At 27.7% G+C, this 16,549-nt stretch carries 7 protein-coding genes; all 7 read left to right on the top strand.

Features of this window, described 5'->3' with window-relative positions; translation table 11 throughout:
• The first annotated feature begins 138 nt into the window (after positions 1-138).
• The 7 genes from H9661_RS12130 to H9661_RS12100 all read left to right on the top strand — a co-directional run bounded on the left by H9661_RS12130 (position 139) and on the right by H9661_RS12100 (position 16,535).
• A complete protein-coding gene (locus tag H9661_RS12130; RefSeq protein ID WP_143317245.1) occupies positions 139-1,170 on the top strand; it encodes an FIST signal transduction protein in 1,032 nt (343 codons plus the stop codon).
• Positions 1,171-1,188: 18 nt separating this feature from the next.
• Positions 1,189-2,169 carry a methyl-accepting chemotaxis protein gene (locus H9661_RS12125; RefSeq protein WP_143317247.1) on the top strand — a complete coding sequence of 327 codons (981 nt, stop codon included), beginning with the start codon at positions 1,189-1,191 and terminating at the stop codon, positions 2,167-2,169.
• Positions 2,170-2,190: 21 nt separating this feature from the next.
• Positions 2,191-3,171, top strand: coding sequence for a phosphatase domain-containing protein (locus H9661_RS12120; protein WP_207729677.1), 981 nt, complete (start codon positions 2,191-2,193; stop codon positions 3,169-3,171).
• A 371-nt stretch (positions 3,172-3,542) separates the two neighbouring features.
• Entirely contained in the window at positions 3,543-6,686 is a 3,144-nt protein-coding gene (locus H9661_RS12115) for a fibronectin type III domain-containing protein (RefSeq protein WP_191769071.1), read from the top strand.
• Between the two features lie 176 nt (positions 6,687-6,862).
• Complete coding sequence (locus tag H9661_RS12110; protein WP_191769069.1) at positions 6,863-7,657, top strand: hypothetical protein; 795 nt, start codon at positions 6,863-6,865, stop codon at positions 7,655-7,657.
• 5 nt (positions 7,658-7,662) lie between these two features.
• Entirely contained in the window at positions 7,663-8,529 is an 867-nt protein-coding gene (locus H9661_RS12105) for a hypothetical protein (RefSeq protein ID WP_191769067.1), read from the top strand.
• Between the two features lie 11 nt (positions 8,530-8,540).
• The gene (locus tag H9661_RS12100) at positions 8,541-16,535 is read left to right on the top strand and encodes an RHS repeat-associated core domain-containing protein (RefSeq protein WP_191769065.1); all 7,995 of its coding nucleotides are present in this window, start codon (positions 8,541-8,543) and stop codon (positions 16,533-16,535) included.
• The last annotated feature ends 14 nt before the right edge of the window (positions 16,536-16,549 follow it).

The raw sequence follows: 16,549 nt of genomic DNA, 5'->3' as shown, positions 1-16,549 counted from the left end.
ACTAAGTATTTAATTTTCTCTATTTTTCATAAAAATTGTGATTTTATAAGATTTATTAGAAAATTTAGTAACAATTTGGTATAATATAGATATTAAATAAAATAATGTAAAATCGGAAAAGTGAAAGGTAGAAAGGATATGGAAGTATTTAAATTTTTAAGTGCAGAAGAAACAATAAGTTATTTAAATGAAAATAACTCATATGGCTATGTGGTGTTTTGTGAACCAGAAAAGGTTTTAGAGCTTAATAAAAAAGTTAATGATAATGTAGTATTATGCTCAACATCAGGAGAATACACTTATGATGGTTTTGAAAGCCATGTATTTACAGGTTTTCAATATGATTTACAGGAGGTAGAGGTAGTAGAAGTCTTATATCCTCCAATAAAGAGTTTGGAAAAGCTTAATGGTGCTTATAATAAGGTGAAAGATAATGAAAATGCCCTTGCTTTATTACTTTGCGATGGATTGTCAGGTGTGGAAGAAAGTATAGTAACAACATTTTTCTTTGCAAAGGAAAACTTCAAAATCATAGGGGGAAGTGCTGGAGATTATACTGAATTTAAAGAAACTCTAATTTACATTGGAAAGAAAAAAGTACATAGTGTTGCCTTATTCTTTAATAGTAAGAAGAAAACACAAATAGTAAAGGAAAATATATATAAGCCAACAGGGATAAAGTTATTGGTAACTGATGCTGATCCAATAAATAGAGTGGTTAAAACATTTAATAATAATAATGCAAGCACAGAATATGCTAAAGCCTTAGGAATTACAGAAAGTGAACTTTCAAGCCATTTTATGAATAATCCTCTAGGGAAGATAGGAAAAGATAATATTTATATAGCTTCACCTATGAAAGTTAATGAGAATAAGTCAATTACTTTCTACTGTCAGATGTTACCTAATACTTTTGTTGAATTACTTGAACCAATGGATCCAATAAGTATGCTCCAAAATACTATTAGCGAAATTAAGTTTAAACCTAAGTTTACTCTAGCTTTAAATTGCATTTTAAGAAGTATAAAATTTCAAAATGAAGGACTATGGAAAAATTTTGATCATGAGTTATTAAGGTTCTGTAAAAATACTACAGGATTTATTTGCTATGGAGAGCAATTTTATAAGCATCATTTCAATCAAACCATGGTTCTTTTAGCTATGGAATAAACTTAAGGGGGTATTAATTTGTTTAATAGAAAAAGAAAGGAACAAGATATATTTAAAAATGAAGAAAAGATATATGAAGTAGAAAATCTTTCAAAAAATAAATTTGACTATATTGAGGAAGTTTTTGTTTTATCATCAGAAATAGATAAAAATATTAATGGTCTCTTTAAGGAAGAAGGCGGAATGACTTATGGCTTAAAAAAGCTTCATGAGGGAAATGAATATACAACAAGTCAAATTCAAGAAATAGAAAAATATCTTCATACAGTATCAAATAATAATGATAATATAGAAGAATTGGTAGGAGAGGTGTTTGGAAAACTAAAATTATCATCCAGTGAAATAAGTAGTGCAGGAAAGGCAATAGATAGCTTAGCAAATCATATGGGGTCAGTTCATAATGCATTTCAAGACATAGTTAGTAGCTTTGAAGATTTGCAAAAAGAATATATGAATATTAATAAGATAGCAAACCTTATTACAGACATATCTACTCAAACTAATCTTTTAGCTTTAAATGCATCTATAGAAGCAGCAAGGGCTGGAGATGCAGGAAAAGGATTTTCAGTTGTGGCAAATGAAATAAAAAAGTTATCTGAGAATACTAAAAATAGCGTAAAGAGTATCTTTGATTCTAATAAAAATATGACGAAAATTATAGAACTACTAAGGGTAAAGTCCAATGAAGGGTCAGAAGTAGTTAATGCTACAATAAGTGGCATTAGAGCATCTGAGAATCAGTTAGGCAGAATGCTCCAAGCAGGTAAAGACGTAGCTACAAGCATGGGAAAGGTAAAAGAATCTCAAATGGAGAATAAGGAAAACATAGAATCTATAGAGAAGAATTTGGGAAATGTAGTTGAGAAATCAATTAATGATAATAATGATTTAGAAGAATTAATATATAGCGTACAAGCTAAAGCTGATTTTTATTTACATATTTTAAATCATTTAAATCAGATTAAGATTCTTCAAAAGGAATATGAAGAAAGTAAGTAAAAGTAATAGGAGAGGTTTATAATGAAGAAAAAGTTAAAGCATTTAGTTAGTATAATGGTTATTGCAGGATTAGTAGTAGGTTCATATTCTTTACAACCAAAGGTGATAGATAACATTCTTTTAGAATTTGCTAAAACTAAAGTTTCACAAAATAATAAAGACGTAAAATTAGTAATAGACAAAGATAATGAAAATACATTGCCTAAAAATTTTAGAATGTCAGGTGATGTAATTAATAGAGAATCATCTAGTAATGTTAACTTAAAAGGATTAAGAGACTTGAATGAATCAGGTAGTGGGGCTCTTAGCAAAAACAGTCTTAAAATGATAAAAGATAAATTTGAAGTTAATAAAAAAATCAAAAATATTATAGATGTAGATTTAAGGCAAGAAGCTCATGGCTTTCTTAAGGGAATGGCTATAAGTTGGTATGGAAAAAGAGATCAGGCTAATATAAATAAAGAAAGAAAAGATATCATAAGGAATGAAAAGGATAAATTAAAAAAGATTAAAAAAGATAAATATATTGTTTTTGATAAACTTAAAGAAGGGAAATCTGTTAATACCATTTCTGAAATTATAAAACCTAAAAAAGTTCAGACAGAAAAACAATTAGCAGAATCTCAAAAAATAGATTATTTAAGACTTACTGTAACAGATCACTTAAAACCTAAGGATGATGAAGTAGACTTATTTGTAAAAAAGATGAGAAAAATATCTACAAAGGATACTTGGGTTCATTTTCACTGTAGAGGTGGGGTAGGAAGAACTACTACTTTTATGGCTATGTATGATATGATGCATAATGCAAAAGAAGTAAGTTTTGAAGATATAATGGAGCGTCAAGCACTTATAGGTGGATCTGATATCTTAAAGAAAGATGCTGAAGATAATGAAACAGGGGATGAAAATAGAGCTGATTTCTTAAAGAAATTCTATAAGTATTGTAAATTAAATAATGATAACTTTAAAACATCTTGGAGTGAGTGGTGTTTTGAATAAAAGTTTGTTAAATTAAGAATTAATTTGTAATTTACAGGGCAAGGTTGAACTGTATTTAAATATTTAAATTAATTAAATTTAAATATTTAAAAAAATAGATAAATGGTATAAAAACAGGAATCGCTTAGAATTCCTGTTTTTATGTTATTTAGATGTGGAAATCATATAGATACAAATAATTATTTTCGTGAAATGTAGATTTATGTAGGATGATGGGAAATATTAACATAATAAAATGTCGTAATTAGTAAAAATGTGAAAAATGAAATTGTTTTACATAAAAAAATGCAAGTTTTATAATTGTAAAGATAATTAATATTAAAAAAATAAATTTTTTAATATTAAAACTACTTACAAGGGGGATGAATTATATGAAGAAATTTTTAAAGAAAGTATCATTATTTACAATTTGTGCTGTATGTGTAAATGTGTTAGGACTATTAAGTCCTTTCGATAATAATGATACAAAAGCATACGCTGAAACTACTGCAAACAGTGTTTCGCAGCAAAAAAATATTGCCAATCAATCGGGAGGCAATACAAGCAATAAAGGAGTTACTAGTGGATTGATTAAAGTTTGGTGTTCAGTCAAAAACAGCAATAGCATAACTTTAGAATGGGACAAGGTTAGTAATGAATCAGAATCTATTACATATGAGATTTATAGGGATAGTAATAGGTTAGATGGGAAAGTTAACGGAGAAACAAAATATACAGTGAAGTATTTAGCGCCTAATCAGTCTTATAAGTTCCGTATAGTAGCAAAAAATAGTTCTGGAAAAGTGGTTTCAAAGAGTAATTATTTGCAAGAAAAAACTGAATTAGAATCCAATCCAACCCCAGAACCTAAGCCAGAACAATCACATCCGGAGACTTTGATTTTTGTTGAAAATCAAGATTTTTCAAAAGAGATAAGTGGTAATATGGAAGTAAAAGGTTGTTTTTTAAGCAATGATAGAACTTTAGTAAATGCTAAAATTTTTATTGATGGTCTGGATAAAACTGGACAAATTCAAGATTTTCTTGTTGGTACAGAACGAAGTGATTTAGAATTAAAATATTCTAATTATAGTAATGTTAGAAATTCAGGTTTTTCATTTGAATTTGATACGTATAATATAGCTAATGGGCAGCATACGCTAAAATTGATGTTCCATGAGACAAGTAAGGAATTTAAAATTAATGTTAATAATATTCAAAGACAGGTAATACTTGATAATTCTGATTATAGTCAAATGCAACAAGGAATTATTAATGGAAGTGGATATATTTTAAGTAGTTATAATCCAAGCGATTTTTCAATTGGAGGTTCAGACTTTTTTGGCGAAAATGCTGACGTTTATGTAGATGGTAAAGCACAATCAGAAACTTTTGATAATAAATTAGCAGTAGGGATATACAGAGATGATGTAAAGAAAAAGAACCCAACTTATATTTATGCAGATAAATGTGGTTTTTCTTTTAAGATTGACACTACAAAACTATCTGATGGTAAACATACAGTAAAGTTAAGGTTTTGTAGCTTAGAAAAAGAGTTTACCATAAATGTACAAAATAAGTATAAGGATATAATAGTTGAAGGGATAAATACAAGTCAAATTCAATCAGGACTTATTAAAGGAACAGGCTACGTTTTAAGTAGTTATGATCCAAGTACATTTAACGATGAAAATTCATATGATTATAATTGTAAAATGTATGTAGATGATCAGTCGGTTGATTATGGTAATTTAATAATGCAAATAAAAAGAGATGATATTAAACAAAAATACTCAGATTATAAGTATTCAGATAAATGTGGTTTTTCTTTTACTCTCAATACTTTACATCTATCAAATGGTCATCATAAAATAAAATTTAAGTTTATAGGGTTAGAAAAAGAGTTTTCTATAAATGTACAAAATGATGTAGCAGATATGGTGATAGAAGGAATAGATACTACCAAAATACAAGGAGGAATTATTAAAGGAACAGGCTATATAATAAGTAGTTACGATCCAAGTTTAATAGAGAACAATAAGTTATTATTCAGTTCTAATTGTGGCGTGTATATTGATGGCGAATTGACTTACAACAATAAAATAACAACACAACTAAAGAGAGATGATGTTAAGCAGAGGTCTCCAAATTATAAATATTCAGATAGATGTGGGTTTTCTTTTAAAATTGATACTATGGCTTTAAAAGATGGACAACATAAAATAAAAATAAAAATTTTGAATTCAGAAAAAGAGTTTACTATTAATGTTAAAAATATAACACCAGAGATAGTGATTGAAGGAATTAATAGTAATCAAGCAGTAGAAGGAATTATAACAGGAACAGGTTATATAATAAGTAGTTATGATCCAAGCGAATTTATGCCATCATGGGAAGGCGACTGCAATGTTTTAATTGATGGTAAGGGGCAAAATGAGTTTATGGGGAATATGGCGTTACAAGTGCAGTTTCCAAGGAATGATGTTAAAAAGAAATATCCAGATTATAAGTATGCAGATAAATGTGGTTTTTCTTTTACAATTGACACTGGAAAGTTTTCTAACGGAAAACATAAGCTAAAAATTAAACTAAAAAACGTTGAAAAAGAAATTGAAATAAATATTAATAACAAGTCTAATGATATTGTTGTTGAATCAACAAGTAAATCAAATGAGGGTTCTGGAAAGTTTGTTGTTTCTGGATATGTACTAAGTCCATATTCACCTGATCAGATAAAAAATACTGATGATTTGTTCCAAGATAATAACATGATTTATATTGATGGTAATCTAGTTAGTGCTTGGGCAATATTTGGTAACCCAGATTATATGATTACATTAGGAATAACAAGAAATGATATAAAGGCGAAATATCCAGATTATAAATATTCGGGAGTAAGTGGATTTGAAATAAAAATAGACAATTCTGTGTTGGCGAAATTAACAAATGGATCTCACAAAATGAAGATTGTCTTTAAAAATATTAGTAGAGAATTCACTTTCAATAAAAGAAGTAACTGTGGAGATCAATTTTTTGATGCAGCTTTTTATGCTGAGAAATATTCAGATTTAAAGAATGCATTTGGCTATGATGAAGGACAATTATATAATCACTTTATAACTTATGGTATTAAAGAAGGAAGATGTGCTTCAGCAGTTTTTGATGTTAAATATTATTTGCAAAATAATGCGGATTTGGTAGCTGCTTTTGGTTCAACTAATTATGAAGCAGCATATAATCATTTTAAAACTTACGGATATAAAGAAAATAGAAATCTTTCGCCTATCTTTAATATGGGATATTATTGTAAAAATAATCCGGATGTAGTAAAAGCTTTTGGAACAGATTTTTATTCAATTATGAATCACTTTTTAGATAATGGTATGAAGGAAGGAAGAAATGGAAGTGAGAACTTTATTCTTAAAACTTACAAGGATAAATATCAAGATTTGAGGAATAAGTATGGTGAAAATAATAAATTATATTATTTTGATTATTTATTAAATGGAATGTCAAGTGGAAAAATAGCGAAGTAAGTTGTTAATTTGTATAAGATATTAATAAATAGATTTAGAAATTTAGTTTTGTAAGGCCAAATGGCTAAATTTAATAAAGATGCGAAAGTTTAAAACTTACATATATAATAAACTTTCTAATTTATTTTTGGTTGGCTTAAACAATAAAGTTAAATATTGGGGTGGTGGGGAGTAAGATGAAATTTAATAAAAGTAAGTTTTTTATGAAAGTTATTTCAATTGTTGTTATGATGGCAATTGTTATAACAACATGTATATTTCAAATAGTGAATTTAAGAAAGTCTCAAGCTAAAGAAAATATTCCGAAGGCTTCGCAAGTTTCAGAAGATAATAATAGAAATAATTTTAGTAAAAAGTTAGATGTTGATAAGTATTCAAAGGATATATATTCAGGACAATTTAAAGTTGATGATATAAAAGAAACAAAATCAATAGTAGAAAATTTAATTAATGAATTAAAACAAATAATTATGGAAAGAAGTAAAGATAACTTAGCTTTATATGATGAGTATGTTCTATTACAAAATAAAATAGAGGAGAATAAAGCGGTATGTTTATTATTAAAATTAAAGGATAAATTTGGAGGCTACGAAATTGTTCTGGATGAATATCTTTTGTCTATACAATTAAATATTGATTTGGAAAAATATTTAACAAATGAAGATGATTATAAAAAAGAAAAAGATGAAAATATAAATAAAATAAAAAATGGTGAAATAATAACTTCATCGAAAATAGAACAGGTTTATTTAGAAAAAGTACAGCAGGAAACTAATAATACTAAAAACAGTGATAAGAATGTAGAAGATAAAAGTATGAATAATGGATTAAGTAATGATATGAATAATAACAAGTCTAAGAACGAAAAGTTTAATAATACTAATGATTCAAAGGTACAACATCCAACAGAAGATGCTATGAGAGAAATAGATGATATTAACAGTAGAAGTTTAAATGTTGAAGGTAGGTAATACTTATGAAGAAAGATAAAAGAGTAATTTACGGAGTAATAAGTTTACTCTTAATAGTAGGGGTTATTATTACTATTTATACTATTAGAAATAAAAAAGACGCATATAATAATGCAGGTGTTGGAAACTTAGAAGAGTCAAAATACACTCCTAAGGAAGTTGATACTACAGAGGTAAATTTAGAGGATGAGATAACTGATGTTATTAGGAAAAATGATGAAAAAGATGCAGATAGAAATATTGAAAATTACAAAAAATTAATTGTTGAATTAGATGTTCCAGAAGAATTTCAAGAAAAAGTTAATGAAGCTTTAAAAAAAGGATATAATCCTTCAGATGTATTTACATGCTATAACTTTATTTATGAAAAATATGGACAAGTTGAAGATATTCTAAATTTGCTAAAAGATAAGGATGGTAGTGTTAGTTGGGAAGGTGTATTTGAAAAGTATAATAAAAAAAACAAGGAGTTTGTTCCATCAAATTTTCAGGATGGCCTTATTGACGAAATATTAAAAAACAGTAATTTAAAGACTGATGACATAATGATTGCAGATAGAATTTCACAAAAAGGACTTGGTAAATTTGAGGACTTAATTGATGAAAGAAAAAAAGATGGAAATTGGAGAAAAATAAAGTTAAGTCTTGGAATATTAAATTTAGAAGAATCACTATACTCAACTGCTATAACAAGTGCCGATATAGTAAAATATTCTTCTAATAAATCTATAACAGAAGAGCAAGTAATTAAAGCTTTATCAATTGCAAGAAAAGCAAATATAGAAAGTGAAGATTTAATTAAGGAGTTAGTAGGAGTAAACAAAGAAGAAAAAATTTATTCAAAAATATATGCAAGTAAATACGAGAATTAGGGGGAGTAATTATGAAACGCATATGGAAGGGATTAATGTTAACATCAATATTAATTCTTCTAATTCCCAATAAGATGGTTAAGGCAGAAACTGTAGAAGAGCATCTTAATAACCTTGTTGGGCCACAGACTCAATATTCGACGGGAACTGCATCAGCTACATTTTCAAATCCTAATAATGGTGGGAAAACGGATTCAAATAGTTCAGTAGTTGATTTGAAATCAAATAATACTAGCGAGAATGTAGATCCTAAGACTGGTAGATTAAAACTTATTCAAACTGATTTTGTTTTACCAGGAAGAAATGGATTAAATCTTGAAATAAAAAGAATATATAATAGTGATACATCAAACTTACATGAAATGAAATCAAGATATGAAAATGGAGTTTGGGTTGATTATGTTAGTTCAGATGAAAAAACATCATCATTTTACGAAAATAGATATAATTTAGGAATTGGACAGAGGTTTTCTTTTCCTACAATTGAGATTAAAAGCAATAGTGATGGAAGTAGCTATATGTACTTGCATGCTGAAAATGGAGATATATATAGAATAATTAATAATAAAGGTAATTATTCTATAGAGGGACATGATGCGAAGGATTTAGTTATCAAAGAAGATAAAACATATAGTAATGGACAAAGTGATGGAACATCCAAGTATGTATCTATAGATAAGAATGGAAAGAAAACATATTTTTCAGAAGATGGAAGAATACTTTCTATAAAAGATAGATATGATAACACAATCAAATTTGAATATTGTACAGATACATATGTTACAGACGATTATACAAGAACAAGAAGGTTAATAAGTAAAATTACTGATACAATAGGGCGTGTTGTCAATATTCAATATAATGAAGATCAGAATTATTATGTATCAAGTGATTCAGGAGAGTTACAAGGAAAATTTCAAGTAATTATTAATTTGCCTGATGAAAAAAAGATTATTTATGATAAAAACTCTGTGTTGATGTCTAACTATTCATCTCATAGTTTAAGAGAAAGAGTTCAACGTGTTTATGGAGTGGATGGAGATTTAAGATATCATTTTTGGTTTGAAAAAGTAAATGCAGGATTTACCTTTGAAAATGGTAATAAATATTCAGCCGAAAATACTTATGAAAATCTAGTACAAGTGGATGATAATAAAAGTAATAGGTTGGTAAGGTATGAATATGGAACGTATGTTAAAAAGTTAACTGATAAAGGAAGTATGGAACATAGAAAGGTTACAGCAGTAAAAGAATTATCTAAAACAGGGTATGATGACAGTAAAAGTAACTTTCTAGATAAATTTATTTTTGATACAAAAAATGTTGTTAAGTATACTTACACCAATGATGCAAGTGGATATGGAGTTGCAGGATATAATGGAAGTGATGCAAATTATTTAAACAATACATATAGGTATTTTACTGAAAAAGTAGATAGTTTAGGTGTTAAGACAAAGTTCACATATTCGGGAAGAAATCAATTAATAAGTACGGAAAAGGTAGGAAAAGATACTAAAGAAACTACGCAGTACGAATATGGAACAAATAAATTTCCATCTAAAAACATAAAACAAACTTATAAAGTGGAAAATGGAAAAGTTAGTAGCAATCCAGTTGTAAGTGTAGAGAACTTTACATATGATGATTTGGGTAATTTAACAAGCTATACAGATGTAAATGGAAATAGAGATGCAAATGGTAATCTAACTGATAATGAACATACCACCTATTACACATATGATACAAACAATTTTAATGTATTAAAGTCAAAAATTTGGAAAACTAATTTTGGCAATACAGCGAAGTTAGAAAACGATATATCTACTAATGGAAGCATTAAGCAAACTAGGGAATATAATAATGGAAGTGTAAAAACTACAGATTTCAATTATGATAAATATGGGAATATTATATATAAGAATATTCACAATGCTGATAATTCAGGCAATAGTTATATTGAAAATTATGAATATGGAGTAGATGAAAATAAGAATGATACTAAAGGAGCATATTTGACTAAATCCTATACTATTGTAGATGGAAAAGAAATAGCTCAAAAATATTCATACGATATTAATACGTCAAATAAAATATCTGAAACTGATGCTAATAATAATAGGACTTCATATGAGTATGATAAGTTTAATAGACCTACAAAAATTACGTATTCAGATAATACTACAAAAGAATATACCTATAATGATTATTATTCATCAAATAGGGATGTTGATGTAAAGGATCAAAATGGTAACTTAGTTAGTTATATATATGATTCAGTTGGAAATTTAGTTCAGAATATGGAAAATGATGAGGTTACGAAAGAATATACCTATGATGCTCATAATAACAAAATAAAAGAAACTAATATTAATGGTGACAGCATACAATATACCTATAATAGTGCTGATAAATTAATAAAGAAAGCATTTTTTGAGGGGGATACAACAGAGAAAAAATCTATGAATTTAGATTATAATGTAGGTGTTCAAAATAAAAATAGCATTTATAAATATGATTTTGGACAAAACGCCATATATACATTTCATGGAGCTGATATTCCAGTTGCAAAGGGTAAAAAGTATAAATATAGTTTCGATGCCTTTATATCAAAAGATGCTGATGTTCAGACTACGGGCAATACCTTTATAGCAGATGGAGAAAAAGGATTCCCATGTAGTTTTAAATATGATAACACCAAAAAAGGAAAATGGCAGCATTTTGAGGTGGAAGCAGCTGCAGCAGATTCTGTAGCTAGAGTGTTATTATATCCATCAACAACAGCTAAACCAGCTACTAAAGGATATATATTGTATAGAAATGTTCAATTTAAGGAAAGTACTACTGATAATAATTTATTTAATACCGTACTTAATAATAGTGATTTTGGAGTAAAAGGTAATGGAATATTTGAATGTTTAAGTCCTGTTTACCAAACTATAGTCAATGATGAAGAAAATAATACGAGAATATTGAGTTATGATAAGAAAAACAAATTGATTATGACTGAAATTGCTCCTAATAAGCCTGAGAACTTTATTAATTTAAATGTCTATGATTATGTAGGAAATAAAATTAATGAAACAGATGGTAATAATAGTGCAAAATCTTATTATTATGATAACTTAAATAGGATTACAACAGAATATGATCCTGTAGGAAACAAAACACAATATAATTATGATGCTGGTGGTAAAAAAGTTTCAGAAACTAATGCTAATAATGTTACCTCTTATTATGATTATGATGTATTAGGTAGAATGATAAGAAAAAAAGAACCATCTACAGACAGTAATGTTAAGGTAACTAGATATGTTTATGATAATGTAGGTAATTTACTTAAAGAGATATTACCAAAATATTATGATGTAAATAAGGACAAGCCTCAGTCAGTAAACAATATGATTGGTAATTCTACTACCTATGACAGTATGAATAGGAAAGATACTGTTTATGATTCAGATAATAAGGTCGTTAAAAAGTTTAAATATGATGGTAATGGAAATGTAATAAAAGATGTAGATGGTAAAAATTATAATGGTAATATAGATACTTCAGTAGGAACTTCATATGAATATGATTTTAGAAATAAAAAAACTAAAGTCACAGATGCAAAAGGAAATAGTGCTTTTTATACGTATACATCCCTCGGAGATATAGAAACTGAAAAAGATGCAAAAGGAAATACTACTACCTATAGTTATAATAGTGATGGTACTTTAGCAAGTGTTAAGTATCCAAATGGAGGTTCTGTAAATTATACCTATAATAAGTTAGAGGAAAAGATTCAAGTTCAAGATCTAATGGGAAATATAACAAAGTATGAATATAATCCTTTAGGAAAAGTAAAGAAAGAGATTGATTCATATGGTAATACTATAGAATATAATTATGATAAAAATGCTAATGTAATTTCTGCAAAAGACAAAAGAGGTAATGTCACTTATAATCAATATGATGAAGATAATAGACTAATTAATGTAAAACACCCTATTGACTTAGATAGTAACAAAGCTATTAGATATGCTACTGAAAATTATAGTTATGATGTACTAGGAAATTTAATAACTAAGGATATATCAGGAAGTGATAATCCTAATAATCATAGAATTATAAATTATAGCTATTATAAAAATAATCTTCTAGATACAAAGAAAAATAATTCAGGAGGAAGCGAAAAGAATTATTATGATTTAAACAACAATTTAATAAAAACTGAAAAACTTTTAGATACAAATAAAAGTAGTATTTCAAAATTTGAATATGATAATAATAATAGAATGAAGAAGTCTATTAAATTGGTAGATGAAGCAGATGTAGAAAATGCTGCGTCTATGGAGAATATAGTTAATTTAAGAGATAAAGAATATGCTGGGAAAATCCAGATGATAACTGGATTTGAATATGATATACAAGGAAATAAAATTAAAGAAATTTCTCCGAAGGCATATGGATATAATGATTCCAATAAAGAAAACAGGGATAATTATTCTACATCATTTGTATATAATGAACTAGGACAATTAGAAAAAGTACAGTATAAATATAATGGCAAAGATGTTAGTAATGAATTTTCGTATGATGAAGTTGGAAATCAAATTAAGAGTAAAGATGAAAAAGGAAACACTACTTCATATACTTATAATTCTATGAATCAGGTAGAGAATGTTATTGATAATTTAAGTAAAAAGAGTGTTTATAAGTATGATTTAAATGGTAATAATACTACTTTTACAAATGCAAAAGGTAATTCAACAACTTTTCAATATGATAAACTTAATAGATTAGTTGCTGTAATTAATCCGATAAATCAAGTTGTTGTTAAAAATGTATATGATGCTAATGGTAATAAAGTAAAAGTTATTGATGGAAACGGATATGTTTCAGGTAATAGTGATGATGCTAGGTATGGAGTTACATTAAAATATAACTTAGCAAACAATTTAGTTGAAGAAATTAATCCAGAACTTCAAGCTAAAGTTAATGGAAGCAAAGATTCCTTTAGATATGTGTATGATAGTTATGGAGAAATAATTAAAAAAATAGATGCACTAGGAAATGAAACAAATTATAATTATGATAACTTGGGTAATCTTATTAAAGTTATTGATGCTATGGGAAATAGTACAAGCTATTCTTATGATAAAAATAGCAATAAGATTTATATGAAAGATGGATTGAATAGAGAAACTTTCTATAGTTATGGATTAAGTGGTTTAATTAATAATATAAAAGATCCTGAAGGGAAAGTTGTTAGTTATAGGTATGATTTAAATGAAAATTTAACAAAAGAAACTGATAAGAATGGAAATGATGTAAAATATGGTTATGATAACAAGAATGAATTAGTTTCAAAATCTGTACCTAAAACTGGTGATAGCATAAGCTACAGTTATGATGAACTTGGTAACAGAAAAGAAATGAAGGATTCAACAGGAGTTACCGCATATGAGTATGATGCTAATAGTCAATTATTAAATGTTAAGAAGGATGGAAATCTTCAATTAACATATACCTATGATGAAATAGGTAATAAAAATTCTATGACAGACTCTAAAGCATTTAAAACAACTTATACTTATGATAAAGCTAGTAGGCTTAATACTGTGAATTATGCAGGAAAGACAGTTACGTATAACTATGATAATAGCGGTAATAAGAAATCTATTGTATATCCTGGTGGAAGTACTGAAACAATTACATATGATAAAGACAATAGGTTAAGTAGTATACTAAATAAAACATCTGGCGGTATTTCAATATCAAAATATGATTATACTTATTATGATAATGGACTACAAAGGAGTAAGAAAGATTCTTTAGGAACAACTAACTATGAATATAATAAGAATGGTGCAATTACAAAAGTAACTTCCCCTAAAAATATCAAAACATATAGTTATGATGGGGTAAATAATAGAGTATCTGAAGTGGAAAATAACATAGCAGATCATTCTAGTGGATATTTTGACAATAGTGGAAAAGAAATGAAATATAGAAATAAGGAAAGTAAGTATACTTATGATAAAAATAATAAGTTATCGAATGTTGTTGAACAAATGAATGATGATAAGAACAATAAGCTTTTCCAGAAAAATAATATTTATACTTACGATAATAATGGTAATCAGATAAAAGAAGATGTTTCATATTTAGAACAGACAGCAACTAGTGCCAATACTTCAAATAGTGCAGCTAAAGTTACTACTGTAAATAAGAATAATAGTACTACTATAAATCAATTTGATGGATTTAACAGATTAAAAAAGGTTGATATAACTCAAGGAACCAATAAGGTTACAACAGAATTTAACTATAATGGTGATGATTTAAGGACTAAAAAAACAACTATAGATTCAAAGAATAATAATTTATCTCAAGTAACTAATTATTTGTATGATGGACAAAACGTAATACAAGAAAGTAACGAAAAAGGTCAGTTAACAAATAGATATGTAATGGGAGATAATTATATTTGTAAAATAGATGGTAATAATAAATCAAATTATTACATGTATAATGGACATGGAGATGTTGTTCAAACAATAGATGAAAGTGGAAATGTTGAAAATAAGTATGATTACGATGTTTTTGGAAATTCAACATTAACTGAAGAAAAATCCTATAATCCAATAAGATATTCAGGAGAGTTTAATGATAATAGTACTGGATTATATTATTTAAGAGCAAGATATTATAATCCTAAAGTAGGTAGATTTATAAGTGAGGATAGTTATGCAGGTGAAGACTATGATACTTCAAGATTAAATAGATATACTTATTGCGGTAACGAACCCGTGCTAAATGTTGATCCTAGCGGACATAATTTTACGGGAGCAGTAGGAGGATTTTTATTAGGAGCTGGAGAAGCTACTATAGGAACTCCGGCTATGGTTGTTGGAGGAGTTTTATTAGGAGTATGGGCGCTCTATTCAACAGTTGATACAATTACAACTATTAATAATGGACGCAGTTATAGTGGAAGTGCTAGTAGTCCGTTTGAATTAAATTTAGACTTAGATTGGAGATTTAGTTCTTCCACTATAAGTACTTATAGTGGAAGTACTTATAGTGGTAGCAGCATAAGTAATTTAAGTACTACAACGTATGGTATAAGTAACACTGTTTCAGGTATGTCAGATGCACTAGATGGAATTAATCAAGGAATTAATCAATCAATTAGGGGAGTTAATCAGATAAATAAAGCACTTGATGGTATGATTCAGGCACTTAATGAGATGAACAAAGCGCTTGATGATATGATTGAGGCACTTCATGAGATAAGTATAGCATTTGATGGGATATTTAAGGAAAAAAAGATAGATGTAAATATATCAAATTTCGATATTGCAGGTAGTGCTCCAACGCATGTAGATATTGTACCAACTGAATCAGAATTAGGAGATAATATTACAACTGTACCAATCAGTCCACCAAAAACTATGGATGATTATACAGAGATACTTTATCCAAATTCAAGTTCAGAAGATAGTGATATAATAACAGGTGTTCCAGATAATCCGCAAGATATATTAGATGGATTAGAAGTATTATTAATTCCGCCAAAATCTCCTATTCCAAATGGAATAATTGATGATGATTTTTATGGTGGTAGAGACCTTGTTCCATTGATTATGATGACTATTGAGGGGACGGGTAATGCTGATTGGATAATTAATAAAGGATATAAGCCACAACCTGGTGAAAGAACTTTAGAAGGATTTATTAAAAATAATGTTTCAGCAGATGCAGAAGTAGGATTATACACTAAGTCTCCAGGATTTAATAATAATTCCAAGGGGATAGGTGGGCAGTTTAAAAGAATTGGAGTAGACGAACATGCAGGACTCAGTCCACATGTACATCAACCAACAAGAAATGTTGCACCTAACGGAAACATCTATGGCAATACAGGGCGATTAACTTCAAATGGTGGGGTAACATCACCAACTGAACTAGATGTAAAACAATTGTATGATTATTTATTTAATAATAAGTATAGACCATAGGAAGGAATAAAACG

It is taken from the genome of Clostridium cibarium, assembly GCF_014836335.1.
GTDB lineage: Bacteria > Bacillota > Clostridia > Clostridiales > Clostridiaceae > Clostridium > Clostridium cibarium.
Note: the sequence above shows the minus strand (reverse complement) of the source record. Positions and strands in the feature narration are given on the sequence as shown.

Coding starts and splice junctions, on each gene's coding strand:
- H9661_RS12130 (WP_143317245.1), top strand. CDS start 139: ATGGAAGTATTTAAATTTTTAAGTGCAGAAGAAACAATAAGTTATTTA.
- H9661_RS12120 (WP_207729677.1), top strand. CDS start 2,191: ATGAAGAAAAAGTTAAAGCATTTAGTTAGTATAATGGTTATTGCAGGA.
- H9661_RS12115 (WP_191769071.1), top strand. CDS start 3,543: ATGAAGAAATTTTTAAAGAAAGTATCATTATTTACAATTTGTGCTGTA.
- H9661_RS12110 (WP_191769069.1), top strand. CDS start 6,863: ATGAAATTTAATAAAAGTAAGTTTTTTATGAAAGTTATTTCAATTGTT.
- H9661_RS12105 (WP_191769067.1), top strand. CDS start 7,663: ATGAAGAAAGATAAAAGAGTAATTTACGGAGTAATAAGTTTACTCTTA.
- H9661_RS12100 (WP_191769065.1), top strand. CDS start 8,541: ATGAAACGCATATGGAAGGGATTAATGTTAACATCAATATTAATTCTT.